The 22,389-nt window shown below is 63.4% G+C and carries 13 protein-coding genes; 10 read left to right on the forward strand and 3 right to left on the reverse strand.

Annotated features, from left to right (window positions below; translation table 11 throughout):
• The first annotated feature begins 47 nt into the window (after positions 1 to 47).
• The 4 genes from HDC94_RS04910 (at position 48) to HDC94_RS14870 (ending at position 8,025) form a co-directional block, all read left to right on the forward strand.
• The gene (locus tag HDC94_RS04910; protein WP_179495403.1) at positions 48 to 1,268 is read left to right on the forward strand and encodes an exonuclease domain-containing protein; all 1,221 of its coding nucleotides are present in this window, start codon (positions 48 to 50) and stop codon (positions 1,266 to 1,268) included.
• Positions 1,261 to 1,839 (forward strand): hypothetical protein, encoded by a 579-nt coding sequence (locus HDC94_RS04915; protein ID WP_179495404.1) that lies wholly within the window; start codon positions 1,261 to 1,263, stop codon positions 1,837 to 1,839. Before HDC94_RS04910 ends, HDC94_RS04915 begins: the two co-directional genes overlap by 8 nt.
• 285 nt (positions 1,840 to 2,124) lie before the next feature.
• Positions 2,125 to 7,023, forward strand: a complete 4,899-nt coding sequence (locus HDC94_RS04920) for a type ISP restriction/modification enzyme (protein WP_257021626.1) — start codon at positions 2,125 to 2,127, stop codon at positions 7,021 to 7,023.
• A gap of 165 nt (positions 7,024 to 7,188) precedes the next feature.
• Positions 7,189 to 8,025: a pentapeptide repeat-containing protein gene (locus HDC94_RS14870; protein ID WP_179495405.1), complete on the forward strand. Its 837-nt coding sequence runs from the start codon at positions 7,189 to 7,191 to the stop codon at positions 8,023 to 8,025.
• Between the two features lie 277 nt (positions 8,026 to 8,302).
• Here HDC94_RS14870 and HDC94_RS04930 read toward each other — a convergent pair whose 3' ends face one another.
• Entirely contained in the window at positions 8,303 to 9,469 is a 1,167-nt protein-coding gene (locus HDC94_RS04930; RefSeq protein WP_179495406.1) for an RtcB family protein, read from the reverse strand.
• 354 nt (positions 9,470 to 9,823) lie between these two features.
• Here HDC94_RS04930 and HDC94_RS04935 point away from each other — a divergent pair, with 354 nt between their 5' ends.
• Genes HDC94_RS04935 through HDC94_RS04945 form a run of 3 tightly spaced genes read left to right on the forward strand, consistent with a single transcriptional unit; the run spans position 9,824 to position 12,156 of the window.
• Positions 9,824 to 10,201: a hypothetical protein gene (locus HDC94_RS04935; protein WP_179495407.1), complete on the forward strand. Its 378-nt coding sequence runs from the start codon at positions 9,824 to 9,826 to the stop codon at positions 10,199 to 10,201.
• The gene (locus HDC94_RS04940; protein WP_179495408.1) at positions 10,201 to 10,803 is read left to right on the forward strand and encodes a TetR/AcrR family transcriptional regulator; all 603 of its coding nucleotides are present in this window, start codon (positions 10,201 to 10,203) and stop codon (positions 10,801 to 10,803) included. The genes HDC94_RS04935 and HDC94_RS04940 overlap by 1 nt, the downstream gene beginning before the upstream one ends.
• Positions 10,804 to 10,836: 33 nt before the next feature.
• Entirely contained in the window at positions 10,837 to 12,156 is a 1,320-nt protein-coding gene (locus HDC94_RS04945) for an HNH endonuclease signature motif containing protein (RefSeq protein WP_179495409.1), read from the forward strand.
• 20 nt (positions 12,157 to 12,176) lie between these two features.
• Here the strand turns inward: HDC94_RS04945 and HDC94_RS04950 are convergent, their stop codons facing one another.
• Complete coding sequence (locus HDC94_RS04950) at positions 12,177 to 13,529, reverse strand: L-serine ammonia-lyase (RefSeq protein WP_179495411.1); 1,353 nt, start codon at positions 13,527 to 13,529, stop codon at positions 12,177 to 12,179.
• Positions 13,530 to 13,563: 34 nt separating this feature from the next.
• Positions 13,564 to 13,905 (reverse strand): hypothetical protein, encoded by a 342-nt coding sequence (locus tag HDC94_RS04955; RefSeq protein WP_179495413.1) that lies wholly within the window; start codon positions 13,903 to 13,905, stop codon positions 13,564 to 13,566.
• A gap of 193 nt (positions 13,906 to 14,098) precedes the next feature.
• On the opposite strand from HDC94_RS04955, the gene HDC94_RS04960 reads away from it, so the two are divergent.
• The 3 genes from HDC94_RS04960 to HDC94_RS04970 all read left to right on the forward strand — a co-directional run bounded on the left by HDC94_RS04960 (position 14,099) and on the right by HDC94_RS04970 (position 22,352).
• Positions 14,099 to 17,251: a cell wall-binding repeat-containing protein gene (locus HDC94_RS04960; protein WP_218870452.1), complete on the forward strand. Its 3,153-nt coding sequence runs from the start codon at positions 14,099 to 14,101 to the stop codon at positions 17,249 to 17,251.
• Between the two features lie 280 nt (positions 17,252 to 17,531).
• Positions 17,532 to 18,785: a sugar phosphate isomerase/epimerase gene (locus HDC94_RS04965; RefSeq protein ID WP_179495417.1), complete on the forward strand. Its 1,254-nt coding sequence runs from the start codon at positions 17,532 to 17,534 to the stop codon at positions 18,783 to 18,785.
• Between the two features lie 144 nt (positions 18,786 to 18,929).
• Positions 18,930 to 22,352, forward strand: coding sequence for a bifunctional RecB family nuclease/DEAD/DEAH box helicase (locus HDC94_RS04970; protein WP_179495419.1), 3,423 nt, complete (start codon positions 18,930 to 18,932; stop codon positions 22,350 to 22,352).
• Positions 22,353 to 22,389: the final 37 nt, after the last annotated feature.

The following is a 22,389-nucleotide window of genomic DNA, read 5'->3' on the forward strand; positions in this document are numbered from 1 at the left end:
CGAACCCGGGGCCGCGAGACTGTACCCCGGTGAGTTACTCTCACAACATGCCCGGATTCGCCGTGATCGACCTAGAGACCACGGGGCTCAACCCCCACACCCACGACCGCGTCGTCGAGCTCGCCATCGTGCACGTCGACGAGTACGGCAACACCACCGAGCGATGGGAAACCCTGATCAACCCCGCCCGCGACCTCGGACCGCAGCACATCCACGGCATCCGCTCGGCGGACATCCTGGATGCCCCCGCCTTCGCCGATATCGTCGGCGACGTCATCGAGCTGCTGCAAGGCAGGGTGCTCGTAGCGCACAACGCGAGCTTCGACTCGCGCTTCCTCTACTCCGAGTTCGAACGCTCAGGGGTGCCCCTCTGGCAGCAGCCGAACTGGCTCTGCACGATGCAATTGGCCCGGCAGTGCATCCCCGGTTCGGGACGCTCGCTCGCGGACTGCTGCGCCGCCTACGACATCGAGCTCGTCGGCGCCCACCGCGCGTGCGTGGATGCCGTCGCCACCGCCCAGCTACTCTCCGCCTACATGGGCGCGGTCGAGCGCGAGTTCTGGTACTCGCACATCGATGCTGCCCTCGACTTCACGTGGCCACTTGCTCCGACGGTGGACGCCACCCGCGCGTGGAAGCCCCGCCCCGAGTATTCACCCGACTCGACCGCCGCGAGCTTCCTCGAACGCATCACTCTCAAGCTCCCGGAACACGCCGGCCCCGCCGAACACACCGACTACCTCGCGCTCCTCGATCGCGCCCTCCTTGACCGTCACCTCTCGGTGCACGAGACCAACGCCCTCGTCGATCTCGCGGAGACCCTCGGGATCAGCCGCACGACGATCATCGGCCTCCACGCCGAGTACTTCGATGCCCTCACGGCCGTCGCGTGGGCTGATGGCGTGCTCACGGATGCCGAACTCGCCGACCTTGTAGCCGTAGCCGTCCTCATCGACATCCGCACTGACCGAATCGCGGATGCCACGGCACCCCGCATCACCGAGGCCCCGCCCACCCCAGGCATTGGCGACTTCACCCTCTCGCCCGGCGACCTCGTCGTGCTAACCGGCGAAATGCGCCGGCCGCGCGAGCAGATCGAAGCGGACCTGATCGCTCGCGGCTTCGTGCCGTGGAGCGGAGTCACGAAGAAGGTGAAGCTGCTCGTGGCCGCCGACCCGGACTCCCTCTCGGGTAAGGCCCAGAAGGCTCGCGACTACGGGATTCCAGTGGTGGGCGAGGACGCGCTGAGGCGGTTGTTGGGTGTTTGACGCAGCCACCTGGGGCGTACTCGTTGCGGCGGCCGGCATCGTGATTGGGGCTGGAACGTTCACCGTCACGCGGGTTCTCGAGTGGAGGGCATCGGTAGCCGATCGGCGCGGGAAAGGGGTGGCTCGGGTGCTTGCCGTCGCGGAGGCCTCAGCGCGCAACCTCAGAAACCCGTGGCGATCGTCGAATTCATATCTCGAGTTCGCACTATTGCTGCCACACCTTGTTGCTGAACTGCCGAAAGAAGACGAAGACATCGCAGTATGGGTTGCTCGTCGATTGCAAGAAATGTCGATGACTACAAGTGACCGCGCCGCGGCGAACATAGCGATCGATACAAGCGTGAAGCTTGCCGCATGGCGAAGTGGGCGGACCAAGACCGCATGGTTCCGAAAGCAGAACAAGTCGAATCCATTCCTCAAGGACTTTGCTGTCCCGAAGAAGGTCAAGATCAGGCGCTACATCTCACAGGGGTGGAGTCAGTTCCTCACCGCATTTGGAGGTGCGGCAATCTTGGGAGCCGTGGTTTACGTAGTCCGCAGCGCCTGGTTGCCTAGCGGTGGTGAGAAGTGATCGGCACAATGACAACCTCTCTCCAGATCATTCTGACCCCAGCCGTCAAGAATTCCGGGCGGGCGCTCACGTCTTCTTCCTGCCGAAACGTGTCACCACACCTAATCCATCCATTTGTCGCTTGGGATAGTGCGAGGGCCGCCGAGGGCATGTCCTCCCATGTCGGTGACTCGAGTGTGATGTCCTCCAGTGTTACGCGAGCACCTGCAACCGTCTCGAAACCCTCGCTCGTCCGGACTGCCCACTTCTTCACCTCTACATTTGACGACAGCGCAACACCGGCAGATGTCTGCGGTATCGGATCATCCGGATACCCAGTCCGAGTGCGCGCTGTTGAGGAGAAGTGCCACCGCTGACCGGTACTGTCAAAACGTCCGCACCGCACAGCAAGGAATACTCATGGCCGGGAGCATTCACGACATCCTCAACGAACTGAGGTCTGTCGCTTACGACGAGCGTGACAAGGGCGACCGCTTCGAGCGGCTTATGCAGTCCTACCTGGCCATCGAGCCGCAGTATGCCCAGCTGTACGACGCGGTGTGGATGTGGACTGACTACCCACAGCGCGGCAACCGCAAGGACACGGGTATCGATCTCGTCGCCCGTGCTCGCGACACCGGCGAGCTTACGGCGATCCAGTGTAAGTTTTTCGACCCCTCAACGACCGTCACCAAGCCGATGTTGGACTCGTTCTTGGCAGCCTCCAGCAAGAATCTGGATGACAAGCCGGAGTTCTCTGCTCGGCTCGTGATCTCGACGAGTGACAACTGGGGCAGCAACGCCGAGGATGCCGTCGAGAACCAGAACCCGCCTGTCCAGCGCCTTCGCGTGCAGGATCTCGATGACTCCTCTATCGACTGGGGCCAGTTCTCGCTCAACACTCCTGAGGAGCTGACGAAGAAGGCCGCGAAGCAGCCGTTCCCGCATCAAGAGTTGGCAATCTCCAAGGTCGTCACTGGCTTCGAGACCGCCGACCGCGGCAAGCTCATCATGGCCTGTGGCACCGGTAAGACGTTCACGAGCCTCAAGCTAGTCGAGCAAGTCGTGCCCCGCGGCGGCACGGTGTTGTTTCTCGTTCCTTCTATCTCGCTGCTTTCACAAACGCTGAAGGAGTGGACCATCGAGTCCGCCATACCGCTGCGCTCGTTCGCGGTGTGCTCGGATGTGAGCGTCGGCAAGCGCAAGTCCGACGAGGACATCCCGGTCACTGACCTCGCCTACCCAGCGACGACGAACACCACAAAGCTCGTTCACAAGTTCTCGGAGATCCCCGCCGGCTTTGATGGGATCACCGTCGTGTTCTCGACCTATCAGTCGATCGACGTAGTCGCTCAGGCGCAAGGCAAGGGCATCCCTGAGTTCGATCTCATCGTGTGCGACGAGGCGCATCGCACCACCGGTGTCACCCTGGCGGGCGAAGAAGAATCTGCGTTCGTGAAGGTTCACAACCAGAACTACATCAAGGGCAAGCGACGGCTCTACATGACAGCCACTCCCCGTATCTATGCAGACGCGAGCCGCTCGAAGGCCGAAGAGGCCGGAGCCGTGCTCACCGACATGGATAGCCCCGAGTACTACGGCGAGGAGTTTCACCGTCTCGGATTCGGCGAGGCCGTCTCTATGGGCCGCCTCACCGACTACAAGGTGCTCGTGCTCGCGGTGGATGAGTCCTACATCTCCACACGCTTCCAGCGCCTCCTTGCAGACGACAACAACGAACTAACGCTCGATGACGCAGCCAAGATCGTGGGTTGCTGGAATGGTCTCTCCAAACGTTCGCTGTCGCCGGAAGAGTTCGCCCTTGACCCTGAGCCGATGAAGCGTGCCGTGGCATTCGCGAAGAACATCAACGAGTCGAAGAAGATCGCGGCTCTGTTCGAGGGTGTCGTCGAAGCGGAGATTGAGGCGATCGACCGTGAGAGCGACGAGAGTGCTGCAGATCTGTTGGACGTCGAGGTCCACCACGTCGATGGCACGTTCAACGTACTCGACCGGAACAAGGAACTCGACTGGCTGAAGCAAGACCCAGGCGCAGGTAGTGCCCGCATCCTCACCAACGCAAAGGTGCTCTCCGAAGGAGTGGATGTTCCCGCCCTCGATGCGGTGATGTTCCTCAACCCCCGTGACTCTGTCGTAGACGTAGTTCAGTCCGTGGGCCGAGTCATGCGCAAGCTCGAAGGCAAGAAGTACGGCTACGTCATCCTTCCCATTGGCGTGCCCGCCGACATGGACCCGGCCACCGCGCTGAACGACAACAAGAAGTACAAGGTTGTCTGGCAGGTGCTCCAGGCTCTCCGCGCTCACGACGAGCGCTTCGACGCCATGGTCAACAAGATCGACCTCACGAAGTCCACCGAGGGCAAGCTCTCCGTCATAGGTGTCGGCGATGGTGGCAATGACGGCGACAAGACTGAGACCGGGAACACCGCTGTCACCCTCGACTTCCCTGCCCTCGACCAGTGGCGCGATGCCATCCTCGCCAAGATCGTCCAGAAGGTCGGCGAGAAGCGCTACTGGGAAAACTGGGCCAAGGATGTCGCGAGCATCGCCTCCAACCACATGACCCGCATCAGGGGCCTAGTCGAGGGATCAGACGCCACACTTAACGACGAGTTCGCCAGGTTCTTGAAGGGCCTCCAAGACAACCTCAACCCTTTCATCACCGAACGCGACGCGATCGAGATGCTCTCCCAGCACCTCATCACCAAGCCGGTATTCGACGCCCTCTTTGAGGGCTACGCCTTCAGCGACCACAACCCAGTCTCCCAGGTCATGCAGCACATGATCGACGCGCTCGAAGAGCAGCGCCTTGAGAAGGAAACCGAGAAGCTCGACAAGTTCTACGAATCCGTGCGGACCCGTGCATCTGGAATCACGGATGCCGCCGCGAAGCAGCAGATCGTGAAAGAGCTGTACGAGAAGTTCTTCCAGACGGCCTTCTCCGGAACGAGCGACCGGCTGGGCATCGTCTACACGCCCAACGAGATCGTGGACTTCATCATCCACTCCGTCGATGACGCCTTGAAGGCCGAGTTCGGAGCCAGCCTCTCCGACCAAGGCGTCCATGTACTCGACCCTTTCACTGGCACCGGCACGTTCATCGTTCGCCTGCTCCAGTCGGGCCTCATCAAGCCCGAAGACCTCTCCTACAAGTACCAACACGAGCTGCACGCGAACGAACTCGTGCTGCTCGCCTATTACGTGGCTGCCGTCAACATCGAAGAGACTTACCACGACCTCGCAGGTGGCGACTATGTGCCGTTCGAGGGCATCGTGCTCACCGACACGTTCCAGATGAACGAGGCTGACGATGAACTCGACAACCACGGCGTCTTTCCGGAAAACAACGAGCGGGCCGAGGCGCAGAAAGCACTCGACATCCGCGTGGTGATCGGTAACCCTCCATATTCGAAGGGTCAAGAGTCAGGCAACGACAACAATCAGAACCTGAAGTACCCGACTCTGGACGCGAAGATCGCGGCGACCTATGCCGCCCGATCCACGGCGCAGAACAAGAACAACCTCTACGACTCCTACATTCGTGCAATCCGCTGGGCGTCAGACCGCGTCGGCGACCGAGGCATCGTCTCGTTTGTCTCCAACGGTGGCTTCATCGACGGCAATACTGCCGACGGTCTCCGGAAGACCTTCGCCGCAGAGTTCAATAGCATCTACGTCTTCAACCTCCGAGGGAACGCCCGCACCTCTGGTGAGCAACGCCGCAAGGAGAAGGATAACGTCTTCGGGCAGGGCACTCGCACCACCGCAGCGATTTACTTGCTCATCAAGAACCCTGACGACACGAGCCTCGGCAAGGTGTTCTATCGAGATATTGGCGACTACCTCACTCGCGAACAAAAGCTCGAAGCTATCCGAACCGCGGGCAGCTACACCGGTATAGATTGGACGCCCATCACGCCCAACACCGAAGGCGACTGGGTCAATCAGCGAAACGCCGAATTCGAGTCGTTCACGCTCCTCGCGTCAAAAGACAAGGCGGAGAGCAACAGGCAGCGGTTCCTCGGCGTCTACTCGCCTGGACTTCAAACGAACCGCGATGCCTGGGTCTACAACTTCTCCCATGAACGTCTCGTCTCTAATGTTATCCGCACGGTTGAGAGTTACGAGAGCGAGTTGCAGAGGTGGAAAGACGGCGGTCGGCCAAGCCCAGTTGAGGACTTCATCGACCCTGATCCCAAGAAACTCAGTTGGTCACGTAGCCTGCGAGGGCACCTGAGCAGGGAGCGAGAGATCCACTTCGACGAGAGTCACGCAAGCTACATTGCGTTGTATCGCCCGTTCACCAAACAGCACGTGTATTTCGATTCTCGGCTCAACCACGAGCGTTCGCAGACCCCGAAGTTCTTCCCTGCTGCCGAATCAGAGAACTGGGGCTTTTACACGACTGCTCCTGGTGCGGGTCACAAGTTCTCGTCGCTCGCAGCGAAGGCAGTTCCTGACCTTGCACTTTGGGGGTCCGGCAGCGGTCAGTTCTTCCCGAGGTACACGTTTGAGGAGCGTGACCCGGAAGGCGACCTTCTCGCTGAGCTGGATGACGACGGAACGCCGTATCGCCGCATCGACAACGTGACAGATGGAATCCTCGCTGACTACCAGACGAGCTTTGGTCCAGAGGTCTCGAAGGACGACATCTTCTTTTACCTCTACGGCATCCTTCACTCGCCCGACTACCGCGAGCAGTTCGAGAGCGACCTGAAAAAGATGCTCCCGCGCATCCCGAAGGCTAGGGACTTTAGAGCATTCAGCAATGCAGGTCGCAAACTCTCAGAGCTTCATATTGGCTACGAGACCGTGGAGCCGTACCCGCTCGACGAGCAACGCAGCGTCAACGCCAGCTACCGCGTCGAGAAGATGAAGTACGCCAAGACGGGTCGCGTGGCCGATAAGTCCACGGTCATCTACAACAGCTGCATCACTGTGTCGGGCATCCCCGAGGAGGCTCACGAGTACATGCTCGGTTCCCGCTCCGCAATCGACTGGATCATCGAGCGCTACCAGGTCAAGACCGACAAGGCCTCCGGCATCGTCAACGACCCTAATGACTGGGCCGAGGAGCAGAGCAAACCGCGCTACATCCTTGACCTCCTCGCTCGGATCGTCACGGTCAGCGTCGAGACAGTGAAGATCGTGAGATCTCTCCCCACCTTGGTCGTGCTGGACTAACCAGCGCGCAGGAGCTGAGACCCTGTAGCTACACCGACATTATGCGGAGGGAGAACGAAAATGCGGGCTAGAGCCAAGAGCGGGCCTAGGAATGCTGGCCGTTCGCTATCAGGACCGTGGTTGGGTTTATCTAGAAGAGCGCTCATTCTTGGAGTTGCTGGATTCGTGGCGTGGACCGTTCTCGTCGTCGCGCTGCCAGCAATTCTGGTCAAACCCTGCGCCGTCGGTTTTCCGTGCCTTGGTATCTCTGCTGACGAAGAGTCTCTCCGGCTAGCCGTTCTCTGGTCACTCGGGGGATTGATCGGCTCTATCACGCTCTGGTTTACCTTCAAGCGCCATCAACTGGATCAGGATTCGGACTGGACAACTAGGTATACAGAAGCGGTTACTCAGTTGGCAAACACTAGTGAATCGGTTCGAATCGGCGGTCTCTACGCATTGGAACGCATTGCACGAGACTCCGAGAAGGACCGTGCCATGATTTCGAAGGTGGTCGCTTCGTACATCCGGACTCCCCCTCTTGAGTCATCCGACGCTCGACCGGCGGATGGGAGCCTTCCCGCGTCTCCTTCCGTCTTGGTTGCGGCTGGGGTGCTACGCGAGGTGTCCAAACTCGGCGGATCGGTTTCGGAGATCAACCTCCGTGGTGCCTACTTGGTCAATGCCGACCTGCGACGATCAGACTTTTCGGGCCTGGATTTCACAGGCGCGATCCTCCGAAATGTCAACTTTGACGGCGCGATCCTGAGCGACTCGGATTTCTACGAAGCGAACCTCGAACACGCGCGCTTTGTAGGCGCGGACCTGCGACGCTCGGTGTTTTTCAAGGCAGACCTTCACAATGCGATTTTTCATAGGTCGCGGCTTGAGGGAGCCCGGTTCCGCAGGAACATGAATCAAGCGTCGGCGAAACGGTGTGATGTGAAGAGTCTGCATTCTGCGGCGTCCTGGGACGAGAGCACGGTTTGGCCCAAGGGGTTCGAGACCGAACCCAAAGACTGACGAGAAATGCGGGGTCTTCGCCCCCCTCGCCCCCCGACAAGGCCACCGGTCAGACCCAGGCGGAGACACGACGATCCGCGTGGCACCGGCAGTCGTCCAGCACAGCAAAAGCGGCCTACGCCTGATGCGGGCTCGGCATTAGGTATCGACATGGTTGCCCTACTGGGTGGGCCGAAGCCAGGCGCGGCGAAGAAAAAACTCGCGTACGTCGAGGGCTGGGTCGTCCCTAGTGAGGGGTGAAGTGCCCGCCTCGATCTCTCGAGACGGGCACCCGTGCTCAGTCCCCCTTCACGTTGACGAGCTGCCTCAACGTGTGCCTGACACGAACGAGGGTCGCGGCATCCGCCATCACCTGGTCGATGTCCTTGTAGGCCGCGGGGATCTCGTCGATGAAGGCGTCGGTGTCGCGGTACTCGATGCCCTCCATTGCTGCCCGAAGGTCAGCGCCGGTGAACGTCTTACGTGCCGCAGTACGCGAGTACTCACGCCCAGCACCGTGCGGTGACGAGTGCAGGGCCACGGGGTTGCCGAGGCCCTCCACGACGTAGGACGCGGTGCCCATCGATCCGGGGATCAGGCCGAGCTCTCCCTCGCGAGCAGAAATGGCTCCCTTGCGGGAGAGCCACACGCTCTTGCCGAAGTGCTCCTCCTTCTGTGTGAAGTTGTGGTGGCAGTTGATGCGCTCCTGCTCGATGACAGGCTCGCCCATCCACTCGCTCACCTGGCGAACAACGCGGTCCATCATCTCCTCACGGTTGAGAAGAGCGAAGTGCTGTGCCCACCTGAGCTCCGCGATGTACCGCGAGAACTCGGGTGTGCCCTCCACGAGGTAGGCGAGGTCCGGGTCGGGCAGAGTGATCCACCACTTCTCCATCTGGGCCTTCGCGATCTTGATGTGCGTCTGCGCGATCCTGTTGCCGACACCGCGGGAGCCGGAGTGCAGGAAGAGCCAGACGGCATCCGTCTCGTCCACCGACACCTCGATGAAGTGGTTGCCCGAGCCGAGAGTGCCAAGCTGCAGGTCCCACCGGCCGACGTACTGTGCCGGGTCGAAGCCCGCCTGCTCCGCGAGCTCGGTGAGCTCCTGGATGCGCGGCTCTGCAGTCGCAACGATCTTGCTGTTGCGCGCACCAGCAGAGAGGGGGATGGCACGCTCGATCTGCTCGCGGAGGGACTTGCGGTCCTCCGGGAGCTCGTCGCGCGTGAACTGTGTCTTGACCGCGATCATGCCGCATCCGATGTCCACACCCACGGCCGCCGGCATGACGGAACGCAGGGTGGGGATCACCGACCCGACCGTCGCGCCGAGGCCCAGGTGGGCGTCCGGCATGAGTGCGACGTGCGGGTAGATGAACGGCATGGTCGAGGTGGTGCGAGCCTGCTCCAGGGCGTTGTCGCCCAGGATGCTCGCCCAGCTGATCAGCCGGTCGTTGATCTTCTCCATGGTCCTTTCGATTCTGTGTGTTGTGTTTGTCCGTAAACCGGGACAGACCACGACCGTGCACAGTCGAAAGAAGGAGTCCCGGGCCATCGGAGGCGCGGGACAGGATGTCCGTTGCCCCTAGATGGGCTGCTGGAGGGTACGCGAATAGAGCGCGTTGATCAGACGCCCCTGCTCGCTTTTGCGCTCGATATCGAACACTTCTACCTCCATGAAACGGGATGTGCCGGATGGCACGGACTTGCGAGCATACACACTCGAAGCCGAACGCTCCACACTTCTGGTCGAGAATGGCGCACCACGGGTCACGTACACTGGTTTTGGACGAACGTCCAAAACTTAGAAAGGCACCTTGCCATGTACGACATCCTTCTCTCGTCAACTCTCGTCGCGGCAGTGCTCCTGCTCATCGTCATGGTGCCCGGTGGCCCACTGGAGACACGCTCGTTTGCCCACCTGCCCCGGGCGGTCTTCTGGGGTTTCAACCTGTTTCTCATCTCCCTCGGAATCGCGAGTTTCGTGGTTGCTGGCGGCGCGATACTTGGAGCTGCGTGGGCACCGATCGCGGCTCTTGTGATCGGGGTCGGCTACGTACTCGTCTTCGCTCTCGACCTTGCGAAGATCTTCCCGGCCACACCCGACGAGATGAGCTCGCCGCTGCTCCTGCTCGAAGTCGCCGACCTTGTTGTGGGCGGCATCGTTGTGGTTGTGGCAGTGGGAGGCATGATTCAGTAGTGGCAGGTGCAGGAGAGACGCGCGAAGCCCTGATTGCGGCCGCACGGCGACTGATCCCGAGACTCGGATGGGAAGGCGTGAGTGCGCGAGCTCTCGCGGCCGAGGCTGGCGTGCGATCCGGGGTGGTTCACTATCACTTCGAGTCGGTGAGCGCCGTGCTGCGCGCGGCCGCGGCTAGTGCATCCGAGCAGGTGTTCGGTCCGCCTGTCGAGGCCATGCTCGCCAGCCCCACGCGTGCAGAAGGGCTGACGTCGCTCCTGGCCGGGCTCGCTGCCCTCGATCGCCAAGGCGAGTCCGTGCGCCTCCTGTTCGAGTCGGCTCTCGCCTCGACTCGGGATGCCGCGCTTCGCGAGCAGACCGCGGATTCCGTTGCCGCGCTCCGAGTGCGCATCGCGGAGTGGCTACTGCCGGAATCCGGTGACCAGGCCGACCTCCACGCCGCGATCATCACCGCCATGCTCGACGGACTGCTGTTCCAGCAGGGCGTCGATGCTGAGGCTGCCGACGCGGACCCGGCGGCCATGGCGCGGACCCTGGAAATCGGCATGTCGGGGGACTCAAGCACTGCGCCGAGAAGTTTTCCACAAGGGAGAAATTATTAGAACACCAGTTCTAATGTTTGGTAAACTTGCTGCATGCCCACCACCTCGACCGCCGCACCGTCCGTCGTGACGCTGCCTGCCGTGGAGGGCATCGCGCACGTCACCGACGAGCGACTTCTCGAGCTGGAGCGGCAGGCTACCGCCGCCCGCCGACAGGTGGATGCTGTGACCATCGCAATCACCTCGGAGATCGTGCGGCGTTCTGACAGTTCGCTCGGCCATGCCGGTCTCTCTGCGCGACTCGGGGCGGCGAGCCCGGAGAAAGCCATCCAAGCGCTCACGGGCGTGAGCTTCGCGGAGGCCAGGGCGCTCGCGACCGTCGCGACCTCGGTGGGGGATGACTCGCCCTGGCTCTCACCCGTGCGCAGTGGCGTCGCCGACGGTTCCCTCTCCGTCGCCTCAGCGGCCGCCATCGCCACAGGGCTCGGCACACCGGATGCGGATGTCGCGGCCGACGACCTCCTCGATGCTGCAGACCAGCTCGTGGATCTCGCGGCCACCGCAACGCCCGAGTCGGTCGGCAAGTCGGCCCGGATCCTCCGTGAGCAACTGGCGGCCGCGAACATCGCTGACCTCGAAGCGCACCGCCGCTCGCGCCGGAGCCTCACGTGGCATCAGCAGCCCGACGGGATGACTCGACTCAACGCACTCCTCGACCCCGAATCGGCGGCCGTCATCACTGGTGCCATCGACACCGTGCTGTCACCGCGGCGCGGCGGGCCGCGATTCGTCGACCCCGACGAGCAGGAGCGGGCCGACGAGCTAGTCGCGGACACGCGCACCACGCCGCAGCTCGCCGTCGACACTCTCGTCGACATCGTGGAGCTTGCAGTGCGGGCATCCGGCACGGACATCGACCCCGCGTCGCTCTTCGGAACCCGCTCACCCGCCGTGCGTGTGCACGTGCCGCTCGAGGCTCTCGAGACCGGAGAGGGTGCCGGCTACTTCGAGGGTCAGACCGCACTCGTGAGCGCTGAGACCGCCGCCCGTCACGTCTGCGTTTCCGGGATCATCCCCATCCTCTTCGCCGGAGCGAAGGCCATCGACGTAGGAAACACTCACAGGCTGCACTCGGCTCGACAGCGTGTGGCGCTCGCCGCCCAGTGGAACGGATGCCCCATGCCCGGCTGTGATCGACCCCCGAGCATGACCGAGATCCACCATCCCGAGCCCTGGAACGGCCACAATACGACGCTCAAGAACGCCATACCCTTCTGCAAGTTCCACCACGTCGAGATACACGCCAACCACTGGACGATCGAGCGACGCGGAAGCGAGTACTGGCTCGTGCCTCCGCCGGACCATCCGGGCAAAGCCGATCCGCAACGTCTCGTTCCCCGCTCGCTGATCTGAGCGTGCCCTAGCCGCGCAACTCAGCACTCCACGACGTTCACTGCGAGCCCACCCTCGCTCGTCTCCTTGTACTTCGTCGACATGTCCGCACCCGTCTGGCGCATGGTCTCCACAACGGTGTCGAGCGACACAAAGTGCGAACCATCACCACGCAATGCAAGCCGAGCTGCAGTAACAGCAGTCGAGGCTGCAATCGCATTCCGCTCAATGCAGGGAATCTGCACCAGCCCACCCACCGGGTCACACGTCAACCCAAGGTGGTGCTCAATAGCGATCTCCGCAGCGTTCTCCACCTGCTCGGGGGTTCCACCCATCACAGCGGTGAGACCACCAGCCGCCATCGCACACGCCGAACCGACCTCCGCCTGACAGCCGCCCTCGGCACCAGAAATCGACGCGTTCGCCTTGAAGAGAGAACCGAGAGCAGTCGCTGTAAGAAGAAACTCCCGCATACCCGGGGCCGGGTCATCCGTCGGGCACACGAACTGAGCCCAATACCGCGCAACCGCCGGAAGGATGCCAGCCGCACCGTTCGTCGGAGCAGTCACAACGCGACCACCCGACGCGTTCTCCTCGTTCACCGCAAGAGCGAAAGTCGCGAGCCACTCACCAGGCAGAACGCGGCCAGTCCGGGCATCCGACTCGAGCTGCTCCCGAATCGCACCCGCGCGACGACGCACACCGAGCGCACCCGGCAGAGTGCCGCTCGCGTGGAGGCCAGCAGTAATGCAATCGTCCATCGCACGCCAGATCGCATCGAGCGCGCCATCCACCTCGGCCGGAGAGCGTCGGGACTCCTCGTTGCGACGAGCGACATCCGCGATAGTGACCCCCTCGAGAGAGCACAGCGCAAGAAGACTTACCGCAGTTCCGTACGCCATCGGGTACTCGACCGCCGAACCCCTCGGCTCACCATCGCGACGGATGAACCCGCCCCCGATCGAGAAGTAGGTCTCCTGCAGGAGCACCTCGCCACCCGCCCCGAGAGCAGTGACCATGAGAGCATTCGGATGCCCCGGCAGTCGAACTCGAGGCTGCAACTGCGCATCGCCCCGAGCAAACGTCACCGGCCACAGCCCATCAAGCAGGAGCGGTGACCCGTCCACCCAGTCTGACCAGACCCCGCGGACGTCGGCAGGGTCCACGGTCTCGGGAGCGTGCCCTTGAAGCCCCGCAACGATGGCATCGGGGGTGCCGTGACCAAGACCAGTTGCGCCGAGCGAACCGTAGAGATCACAGGTGATGCGAGCGGGACGAGCATCCACCGCCCGCCCAGCGAAGTCGAGCGCAGCGCGCATCGGACCGACGGTATGAGAACTCGAAGGCCCCACACCGACGGAGAACAACTCGAACGCCGAGACGTACGCGGTCATGTGTCCGAGGGTACGCCTGGGCTGCACGACATCGTCAGTCTCCGCGATCGACTTCTCCGTCGTCGAGGAGGTCGTTGGCGTCGACGGTGTCCTCGCCACCCATCGCGGCATCCGTCTCGATGAGGCCGCCGTCGACCTCGGGAATCACGCCATCCGGGAGCGCCTCACCGGCGGCATCGCCGACAGGTGCATCAGGCGGTGTGGGGTCCTCGGGAGCGCCCTCGGGGGGAGTGGGTGCCGGCGGCGGTGTCGACACCGGTCCGCCGCCGGCAGTCTTGGGGTCCGAGTCCTGCGAAGAGGCGGGCACTTCGCCACCGGCCGACGGCGCGGAGCGACGGATGGGGTCGGGGTCTGCTGACGAGATCGTGTCGGACATGAACCCAGTAAAACCAGCGGACGGGCATCCGTGAAGGGCTGGACACGGTGCCCTCTCCAAGCTAGAGGCAATGGAAGTACTTTCATCCTGCAACGGTAACCAGCGCTTCACCCTGCGGACACCGAGCGCGGGGAGGCTGGAGCTTGTCCCCCGCTCCGGGGTACAAAACCCTCGATCCCCTAAGGACCTTCTCGTGCCCTTGTCGCATCGCTTCCGCCGGATCCTCGGCACAGCTCTCGTCGCCTCCGTGGCGACGGGCGCTCTCGTCGCAACACCACTCTCGGCAACAGCCGCAGAAGACGAAGATCTCGCGTCGCGCTTCACCTTCGCGGTGTTGCCCGACACGCAGTTCTACTCGCGCTATTCCCCCGACCAGTTCCACCCTCGCTATGGCGCTGACCCCTATGAGGTGCAGACGCAGTGGCTCGCCGACCACGCAGACGACCTCGACATCCCCTTCGTCGCCCACCTCGGTGACATCGTCGACCGCGTCGGCACCAATCACGAATGGGTGGCCGCAGACACAGCCATGAAGAACCTCGAGAACGCGAACGTGCCGTACTCGATTCTTGCTGGCAACCACGACGTGCGTAACAGCAACGACCAGCTCGACGACACCAGCTACAACCTGTCCAACGAGCCGTTCCTCACGTGGTTCGGAGTGAACCGCCGAGAGAATCTCTCCACCTACGAGGGAAGCGATCCCACGGGCTTCAGCCAGTACCACATCTTCGAGGCCGAGGGCCAGCAGTTCATGGTGCTCGCTCTCCCGTGGCGTGCATCCGACGCGACGATGGCGTGGGCGGATGCAGCGATGGCGGCTCACCCGACGCTTCCCGTCATCCTCACCACCCACTCCCTGCTCAACATCGCACCCGACGGCATCTCGCCGCTCGAGACGGAGTACGGCCTCGAACTCTGGGACAAGCTCATCCGCAGCAACGACCAGATCTTCATGACGCTCAACGGTCACTTCCACGGTGCCACCCAGCTGGTGAAGACGAACGATGCAGGCCACCCCGTCTACGAGATCCTCATGGACTACCAGATGGCGTACGAGGGCGGTAACGGTTACCTCGGTCTCTTCGAGTTCGACCTGACCAACAACCTCATCGATGTGCAGACTGCGTCGCCGTGGGTCACCTGGAAGCCTCAGGAGACGCTCACCGCTTACGACCAGCCGTTCCTCGAGAATTCGATGCAGAAGTACACGATCCCGTTCAACTTCGCTGAGCGTTTCGCCGGCTTCACGTCGACGTTCACCGCGGGTCCGGCGGACAGCCCCTCGCTCACGAAGAAGGCTCGTGACATCCTGCTCGACGGGTTCGAGGGCCCCGACGCGATCACGACAGAGTTCCCGGGCAACGAGCTCGACTACCCGGAGGTGGACGGAACCCTCGCGCACTGGCGCTTCAACGGTCTCGATGGTGTTGTTGACGGCGACACCGTGATCCCGGACGTCTACGGCGACAACGACATGCACCGAGTCGACCCCGCGACCACCAACGCGGTCGGCTCCACGTGGGGCGACGTCACCGTGGAGAGCGACGACGTACACGGCTACTCGTCCGATGGGGCTGCGGTGTGCTTCGCCGACTCCAACCAGACCACCAACCGTTTCAGCTACTTGAGCACAGCGGCAGACGCGGCGGTCAACAACTCGGCACTCACCGGCGGCTTCACCATCGAGACGTTCGTCAAGATGGACGAGAACTGGGATGCCACGGCCAACGGCTGGTCGAAGGCAGTTGTGCACACGGGCAACCGTTCGCAGATCCCCGGGTTCGCCCGCACGCAGTGGGACTGGACGGCATCGCCCACAGCACTCGGTATCTCGAACCTGCGTGAGTTCCAGTGGACTGCAGTTCCCGGTGACCCGACCAAGGGTGACAAGACCAACTGGTCCGGCGAGATCATGACGGGCGCCTGGTCACACGTCGCAGTGGTGGGGGATCCCAGCAACAGCACCTACACGATGTACGTCGACGGCGCCCCGGTGCTGCGCAACGCGGTCAACGCTCTCGGCCTCGCTGAGAACCCCAACATGCCCTGGATCCTCGGAGCAGACTGGGTCGACAACGCAGCCAAGAACGGCTGGAACGGATGCATCGGCGAAACCCGCATCATCGACCACGCAACCACGCCCGACCAGTGGCTCACGCAGCGCGCGGACCTCACGGGCCTTGCAGTCACGCAGGCTCCGACTGGCGAGCTCTCGTGGAACACCGACTCGGTCGAGATCTCGGGCACCGGGTTCGCAGGAGCCGAGGTGCGTGTTCGTGACGCCAAGGCTGAGCAGGTGGCATCCACTATGGTCGCCGAGGATGGCACGTGGTCGGTTGAGGTCGCGGGCTTCCACTCGGGTGATGCCGCTCTGAGCGTCGTGCAGGGTCTCGGCGCTCGCGAGTCGGAGGCGATCGCCGTCTCCTTCTCGATCGCTGACCTCTCGAAGGGTCGCATCGCTGGCGCGAACCGCTACGACACCGCCGTGAAGATCTCGCAGCAGTCGTACCCGGACACGGCGCCTGTTGTCTACATCGCGGATGGCACGAAGTACCCCGACGCACTGTCCGCTGGCCCCGCTGCGGCCTTCGAGGGTGGTCCACTGCTGCTCGTTGAGCCTTCGGCGATTCCCGGCTTCGTGGCCGCGGAGATCGAGCGACTCGCTCCGCAGCGAATCGTCGTCGTGGGAGGAACGCCGTCGGTAAGTGCCGACGTGTACGCCCAGCTCGACACGATGGCTGATGAGATCACGCGACTGGGTGGTGCCAACCGGTACGAGACATCCCGCATGGTCGCCGATTACGCGTTCGGTGACGCCGGCGCGTCGATGGCCTACCTCGCGACTGGCACGAAGTTCCCGGATGCGCTCGCCGCGGGTGGTGCCGCTGGTGCGCAGGATGCCCCGGTGATCCTCGTGAACGGATCGGCTTTCTCCCTCGACTCGGCCACTCGGGCGCTGCTCGACTCGCTCGGCACGACCGACAGCCGCGTACTCGGTGACACGAACTCGATCTCGGAGGGCATCTTCGAGGACGCGAATGAGGTCACCAACTCGGTTCGTCTCGCCGGCGCCAACCGGTTCCAGACGGCGCGAGTGATCAACGCCGACGCGTTCGACTCGGCCGACCGAGCGTTCCTCTCGACCGGTGAGAACTTCCCTGACGCGCTCGCGGGTTCGGCCTGGGCCGGCTCGGAGGGTGCGCCGCTGTTCACGGTCCGCCAGGACTGTGTGCCGCAGGGGGTGCTCGATGACCTCATCGCTCTCGGGGTCAGCGAGGTCGTCCTGCTCGGTGGAACGCCGTCACTGAGCGAGAACGTCTTCGCCCTCACGCCGTGCGCGTGATGTAACGGTGCGGGGCCGACAGGGAATCCGGTCGGCCCCGCACTCTTTGTAGGGTGATGAGCTGTGGGGTGACGAGTTCTGGAACTTCCAGAACGACACTTGATCAGACGAAACTTGCGTCCATAAGTGCTTCACGCATCGCATCTTTTGTTGACAGGGTGCTGAATGCCTGCCTACCCTCGAACATAAGAGGCCTTGAGTGGCCTCCGTTCGGGGGGTAATCGGTGCGTCTGCATCGAACTTCGAGCCACAACGTTCAATGACGAAGGAAGTGCACACAGTGATACGTAGACGACTCACCGCGGCGATGGTCGCAGGAGCGGTCGCCGCTCTGCTGGTCCCACAGGCAGCAACGGCAGCCTCGGCTGCTGACGAGGGGGACCGGGTTCTCATTCCCGCAGAGCAGGTGTCGATCCAGATGTTCTCCCTCATCCCGTGGGTGAACGCCGACACCCTTCCTGTCGTACTCGACCGCCTCAGCGAAATCGGGCTCAAGAACATCGAGCCGTTCGGCTCGAACTTCACCGGCTACACCGCCGCGGAGTTCCGTGCCATGACTGACAGCAAGGGTCTGAGCATTCCGAGTTCGCACTACAACGTCGACGAGGCCACCTACGACAGCACGCTCCTCTTCGAAAAGACTCTCGGCCAGGAGTTCTCGGGCTCTGGCGGATTCGCTTCCCCCGGCATCAACAGCCTCGCCGACGTGCTCGAGACAGCCGCGACCATGAATCGTCTGGGACAGCGTTCGGTCGACGCCGGTGTCGGCAAGTTCTTCGGCCACAACCACGCTCGCGAGTTCACGACGATGTACGACTACAACGGCGTGATGACGCCAGCGTGGGAGATCCTCGTCGCCGAGACCAACCCCGACCTCGTTACCTTCCAGCTCGACGTCGGATGGGCAACACACGCTGGCGTGGATGTTGCTGCCCTCATCACCGAGTACGCGGACCGTATCCAGCTGCTGCACATCAAGGACGCCGTCAACCTGGGTGGCTCGGGCAACCCCACGTTCGTCAACCTCGGCGAGGGTGACGTGCCGCTGCAGGACATTCTGGCTTCCGCCAAGGCTGCCGGAATCGCCTACTACGTGATGGAGTACGACTTCGCTGCCGACGGCAACAGCTTCGCGACCGAGGGCTTCGAGTACCTGACGGGTCTGCCCGCAGGGCCGTGGACCGAGGTAACGCCCGCTCCCGTCACCTTCGACGGCACGACCGTCCACATTCCGAGCACCGAGGGCGTCGAGTACGTGCACGACGGCGAGGTGCTTGCAGCCGGCAGCTACACCGGCGCCGGAACCGTGACGATTACAGCTCAGGCCATCGTCGGCTACGTGATTGCAGAAGGCGCCACCACCGAGTGGACGTTCACCTTCCCGACAGCAGGTACGCCGGGAGTCACACCTGCCGCGTCGCTCGCAGCGACCGGTTCTGAAACGGCCCCGGGCATCGCCCTCGGAGCAGCACTCATCCTGCTGCTCGGTGGCGCACTCGTGGTCACCCGTCGTCGCCTGGCAGCGAAGAGCTAGCACTGAGGTAGCAAGCACAGGCTGACGCAGACACGTCGCCGACCGAGCGTAGGAGAGCACGCTCGGTCGGCGACGTTCGTCTTGGGGCTACGTGTCGTACGATCCCGCTAGCCTTGCCGCAGGCCAGTTAGCAGGGGAGGGTGCGTGTTTCTGCTCGACGGAACCCTCGTCACCTCGCCCAGCGATCTCAGCCTCGCATCTCGATGCGAGTTCGCTTTCGCACTCCAACTGGATGCCAAGCTCGGCAAGGTCCGCCTCGAGAAGGTCGAACGCGATCCCATCGAGCAGCGTGCGGCCGACCTCGGCGACGTCCACGAGAACCGTCACCTCGCCCTGTACCGCTCTCGCTACGGCGAGGGGGTCGTAGAACTGGAACGTCCGGCGATCAGCCGCGACGGGCTCAGGGCGGCAGCGGATGCCACAGCAGAAGCGCTTCGGGCGGGTGCATCCGTCGTCTTCCAGGCGACCTTCTTCGATGACGGACCAACACCACTCATCGGTTTCGCAGACTTTCTCGTGCGCCAACCGGACGGCCGCTACCGAGTACAGGACACGAAACTCGCCCGCAGCGTGAAGGTGCCGGCACTCCTGCAACTCGCGGCGTACCACGAGCAGATCGCACGCCTCGGAATCCCGGTGGATGACACGGTCGAACTGATCCTCGGGACCGACGAGCATTCCGCCCACAACATCGCCGACATCGCCCCGGTGTATGCAGCAAGAAGAGCACGACTCGTCGAGATCGCCAGCGAACGCCTCGCCGACCCCGACTATGTGCGTTGGGGTGACGAACGATACGCGATCGACGGACGCTGCGAGATCTGCGAACCACTCGCAGCGGAGAGCCGCGACGTGCTCCTGACGGCAGGGCTCCGCCTCACACAACGGGCGAAGCTGCGTGCCGCGGGCATCGAGACGATCGAGCAACTCGCAGCCGCACACGACAACGAGTCGGGCATCCCGCAACGAACATTTGAGGCGCTACGAACGCAGGCCGCACTCCAGCTGGGCGCAACGGAGGGCGAGCCACCCCCCTTCGTCGTCTTCGACACGCGACCCATCGCCGATCTTCCCGAGCCGAATGCAGGGGACATCTTCTTCGACTTCGAGGGCGACCCGCTCTACAGCGAGCGCCGCGACGGAGAGACGATCTGGGGCATCGACTACCTCTTCGGCTGGGTGGATCGCGACGAGCAGTTCACCCCGATCTGGGCGCACGACCTCGCCGAGGAGAAGGTAGCGCTGCAGACCTTCCTCGAGCAGCTCGTCGAACGCCGAGCCCAGTACCCCGGCATGCACGTGTACCACTACGCCTCGTACGAGCGAACGCACCTGCTGAGTCTCGCCGCACGGCACGGCATCGGCGAGCACATCGTCGACGATCTACTCCGAGAGGGAGTTCTCGTTGACCTCTACCCGGTCGTCAAGAAGACGGTGCGGGTCGGCGGCCGCTCGTACTCGATCAAGAAGCTCGAACCCCTCTACATGGGCGACGAACTCCGAGCCGACGATGGAGTCAGTACAGCAGTCGACTCGATAGTCCAGTACAACTCCGCCCAGGAGGAGCTGCTGGTGGGCAATGCGGATGCAGCATCCCGAATCCTCGACGACATCGCCGACTACAACCGCTACGACTGCGTCTCCACCCTGAGGCTGCACGACTGGCTCCTCGGTCTGGGCGAGGAACGCGGCGTACTGCCCGGGCAGGCGAGCGAGGTGCTCGATCGCGCCCCTTTCGAACCGAGCCCGCTCGCCGATTCGCTGGCTGAGCGGGCCATCTCAGCCCGACACAATGGCGACCTCACGGGAGCCACCGCCTACGACCTCGCCTCAGCGGCCGTCGACTACTACCGGCGGGAGGAGAAGAGCTTCTGGTGGGCGCACTACGCGCGCCTCGAGTACCCGGTGGACGAGTGGGAGAACGACCGGGACGTCTTCATCGTGGAGCGCGCCGAGGTCGCGAGTGACTGGCAGCTCGAGGGGCCCCGCAGCACGAGCCCGCGGCGAACGCTCTCGTTGACGGGTGCGTGGTCACCGGGCAGCCGCGGTTCCGGCCGCGAAGCCTTCACCATCTACGACGCCCCAGCCCCCTATGCCGACCCGCGAACACCCGACGGCTATCGCCTCGCGGTGGGGGCAAACGAACTGGTTACTGAGGACGACGGAACGGTGACCCTGGTCGAGCGCTGCCCAGCCACACAAGACACCTGGGCCGAACTCCCCATCGCGGTCGCTCCCGGGTCACCACCACGAACCAACAACCTCAAGTCCGCCATCGAGGAGGTGGCCTCGCGGTTGTCGGTGAACGGTCCGGACGGCTCGGCGATCGCCGACATCCTGTGGCGACAGCCAGCGATCGAGAGTCCGCGGACTGTTGCCGAGAGCATCGTGGAGGCCAGCTACCTCGCGGTGCAGGGCCCGCCGGGTACGGGCAAGACCCACCTCGCGGCATCCGTCATCAAGGAGCTCGTCGAGAAGCACCAGTGGCGCATCGGAGTGGTCGCACAGTCCCACAAGGTCGTGGAGAACGTGCTGCGCAAGCTCGTCTCGCCCGAGATCGGGCTCGACCCGTACCTCGTGGGAAAGGCGCCGGGGGAGGGCAGCGACTACTCCGACGAGTTCTTCACGACGATTGCCAAAGACCAGCAGCTCGCCTTCGCCGCGGCACGTCAGGGCTACGTGATCGGCGGAAGCTCGTGGGACTTTACGAACCCCAAACGGTTCAGGCGCGAGCAGCTCGACCTGCTCGTGATCGACGAGGCAGGGCAGTTCTCGCTCGCGGCGACGATTGCCGTGAGCGTCGCTGCGAAGCGACTACTACTTCTTGGCGACCCGCAGCAGCTGCCGCAGGTGAGCCAGGGCACCCATCCAGCGCCCGTCGACCAGTCAGCACTGGGGTTCATCGCGGGGGATCACGCAGTCCTGCCCCAGGAATTCGGCTACTTCCTCGAGCAGAGCAGACGAATGGATGCCGCGGTCGCCCGCCCCATCTCGCAGCTCGCCTACAACGGACAACTCCGCAGCCACCCCGTTGCGGCCGAGAGGCACCTTGCCGACATAGCACCGGGCGTGCATCCCGTACCGGTCGACCACGAGGGCAATGCGACGCACTCCCCGGAGGAGGCAGCTCGAGTTGTACTGCTCGTCGCCGAGCACCTCGGACGCGTCTGGACCGACGGGGATGCCGCGACCCGACCACTCGCGCAGCCCGACATCATCGTCGTAACCCCCTACAACGCGCAGGTCGACACCATTCGTGCTGCCCTCGACGACGCGCTTTACCCGGACGTTCGGGTGGGCACGGTGGACAAGTTTCAGGGCCAGGAGGCGGTGATCTCGATCGTGAGTCTTGCTGCATCGAGCGCTGACGACGTGCCGCGGGGCATCGACTTCATCATCAACCGCAACCGACTCAACGTCGCGATCTCCCGGGCGCAGTGGGCGGCCTACCTGCTCTACTCGCCGGGCCTCACGCGCTACCTCCCGCTCAAGCCCGAGGGTGTGGCCGAGCTGAGCCGCTTCCTGCGCCTGCTGGGACCGGAGCGTCCGCTCCCGCTGGTTGAGTAGGCCCGCGAAGCGGCCGAAACCCTGCTGGTTGAGTAGG

It is taken from the genome of Leifsonia sp. AK011 (assembly GCF_013410945.1).
In the GTDB taxonomy this organism is placed as follows: domain Bacteria; phylum Actinomycetota; class Actinomycetes; order Actinomycetales; family Microbacteriaceae; genus Rhodoglobus.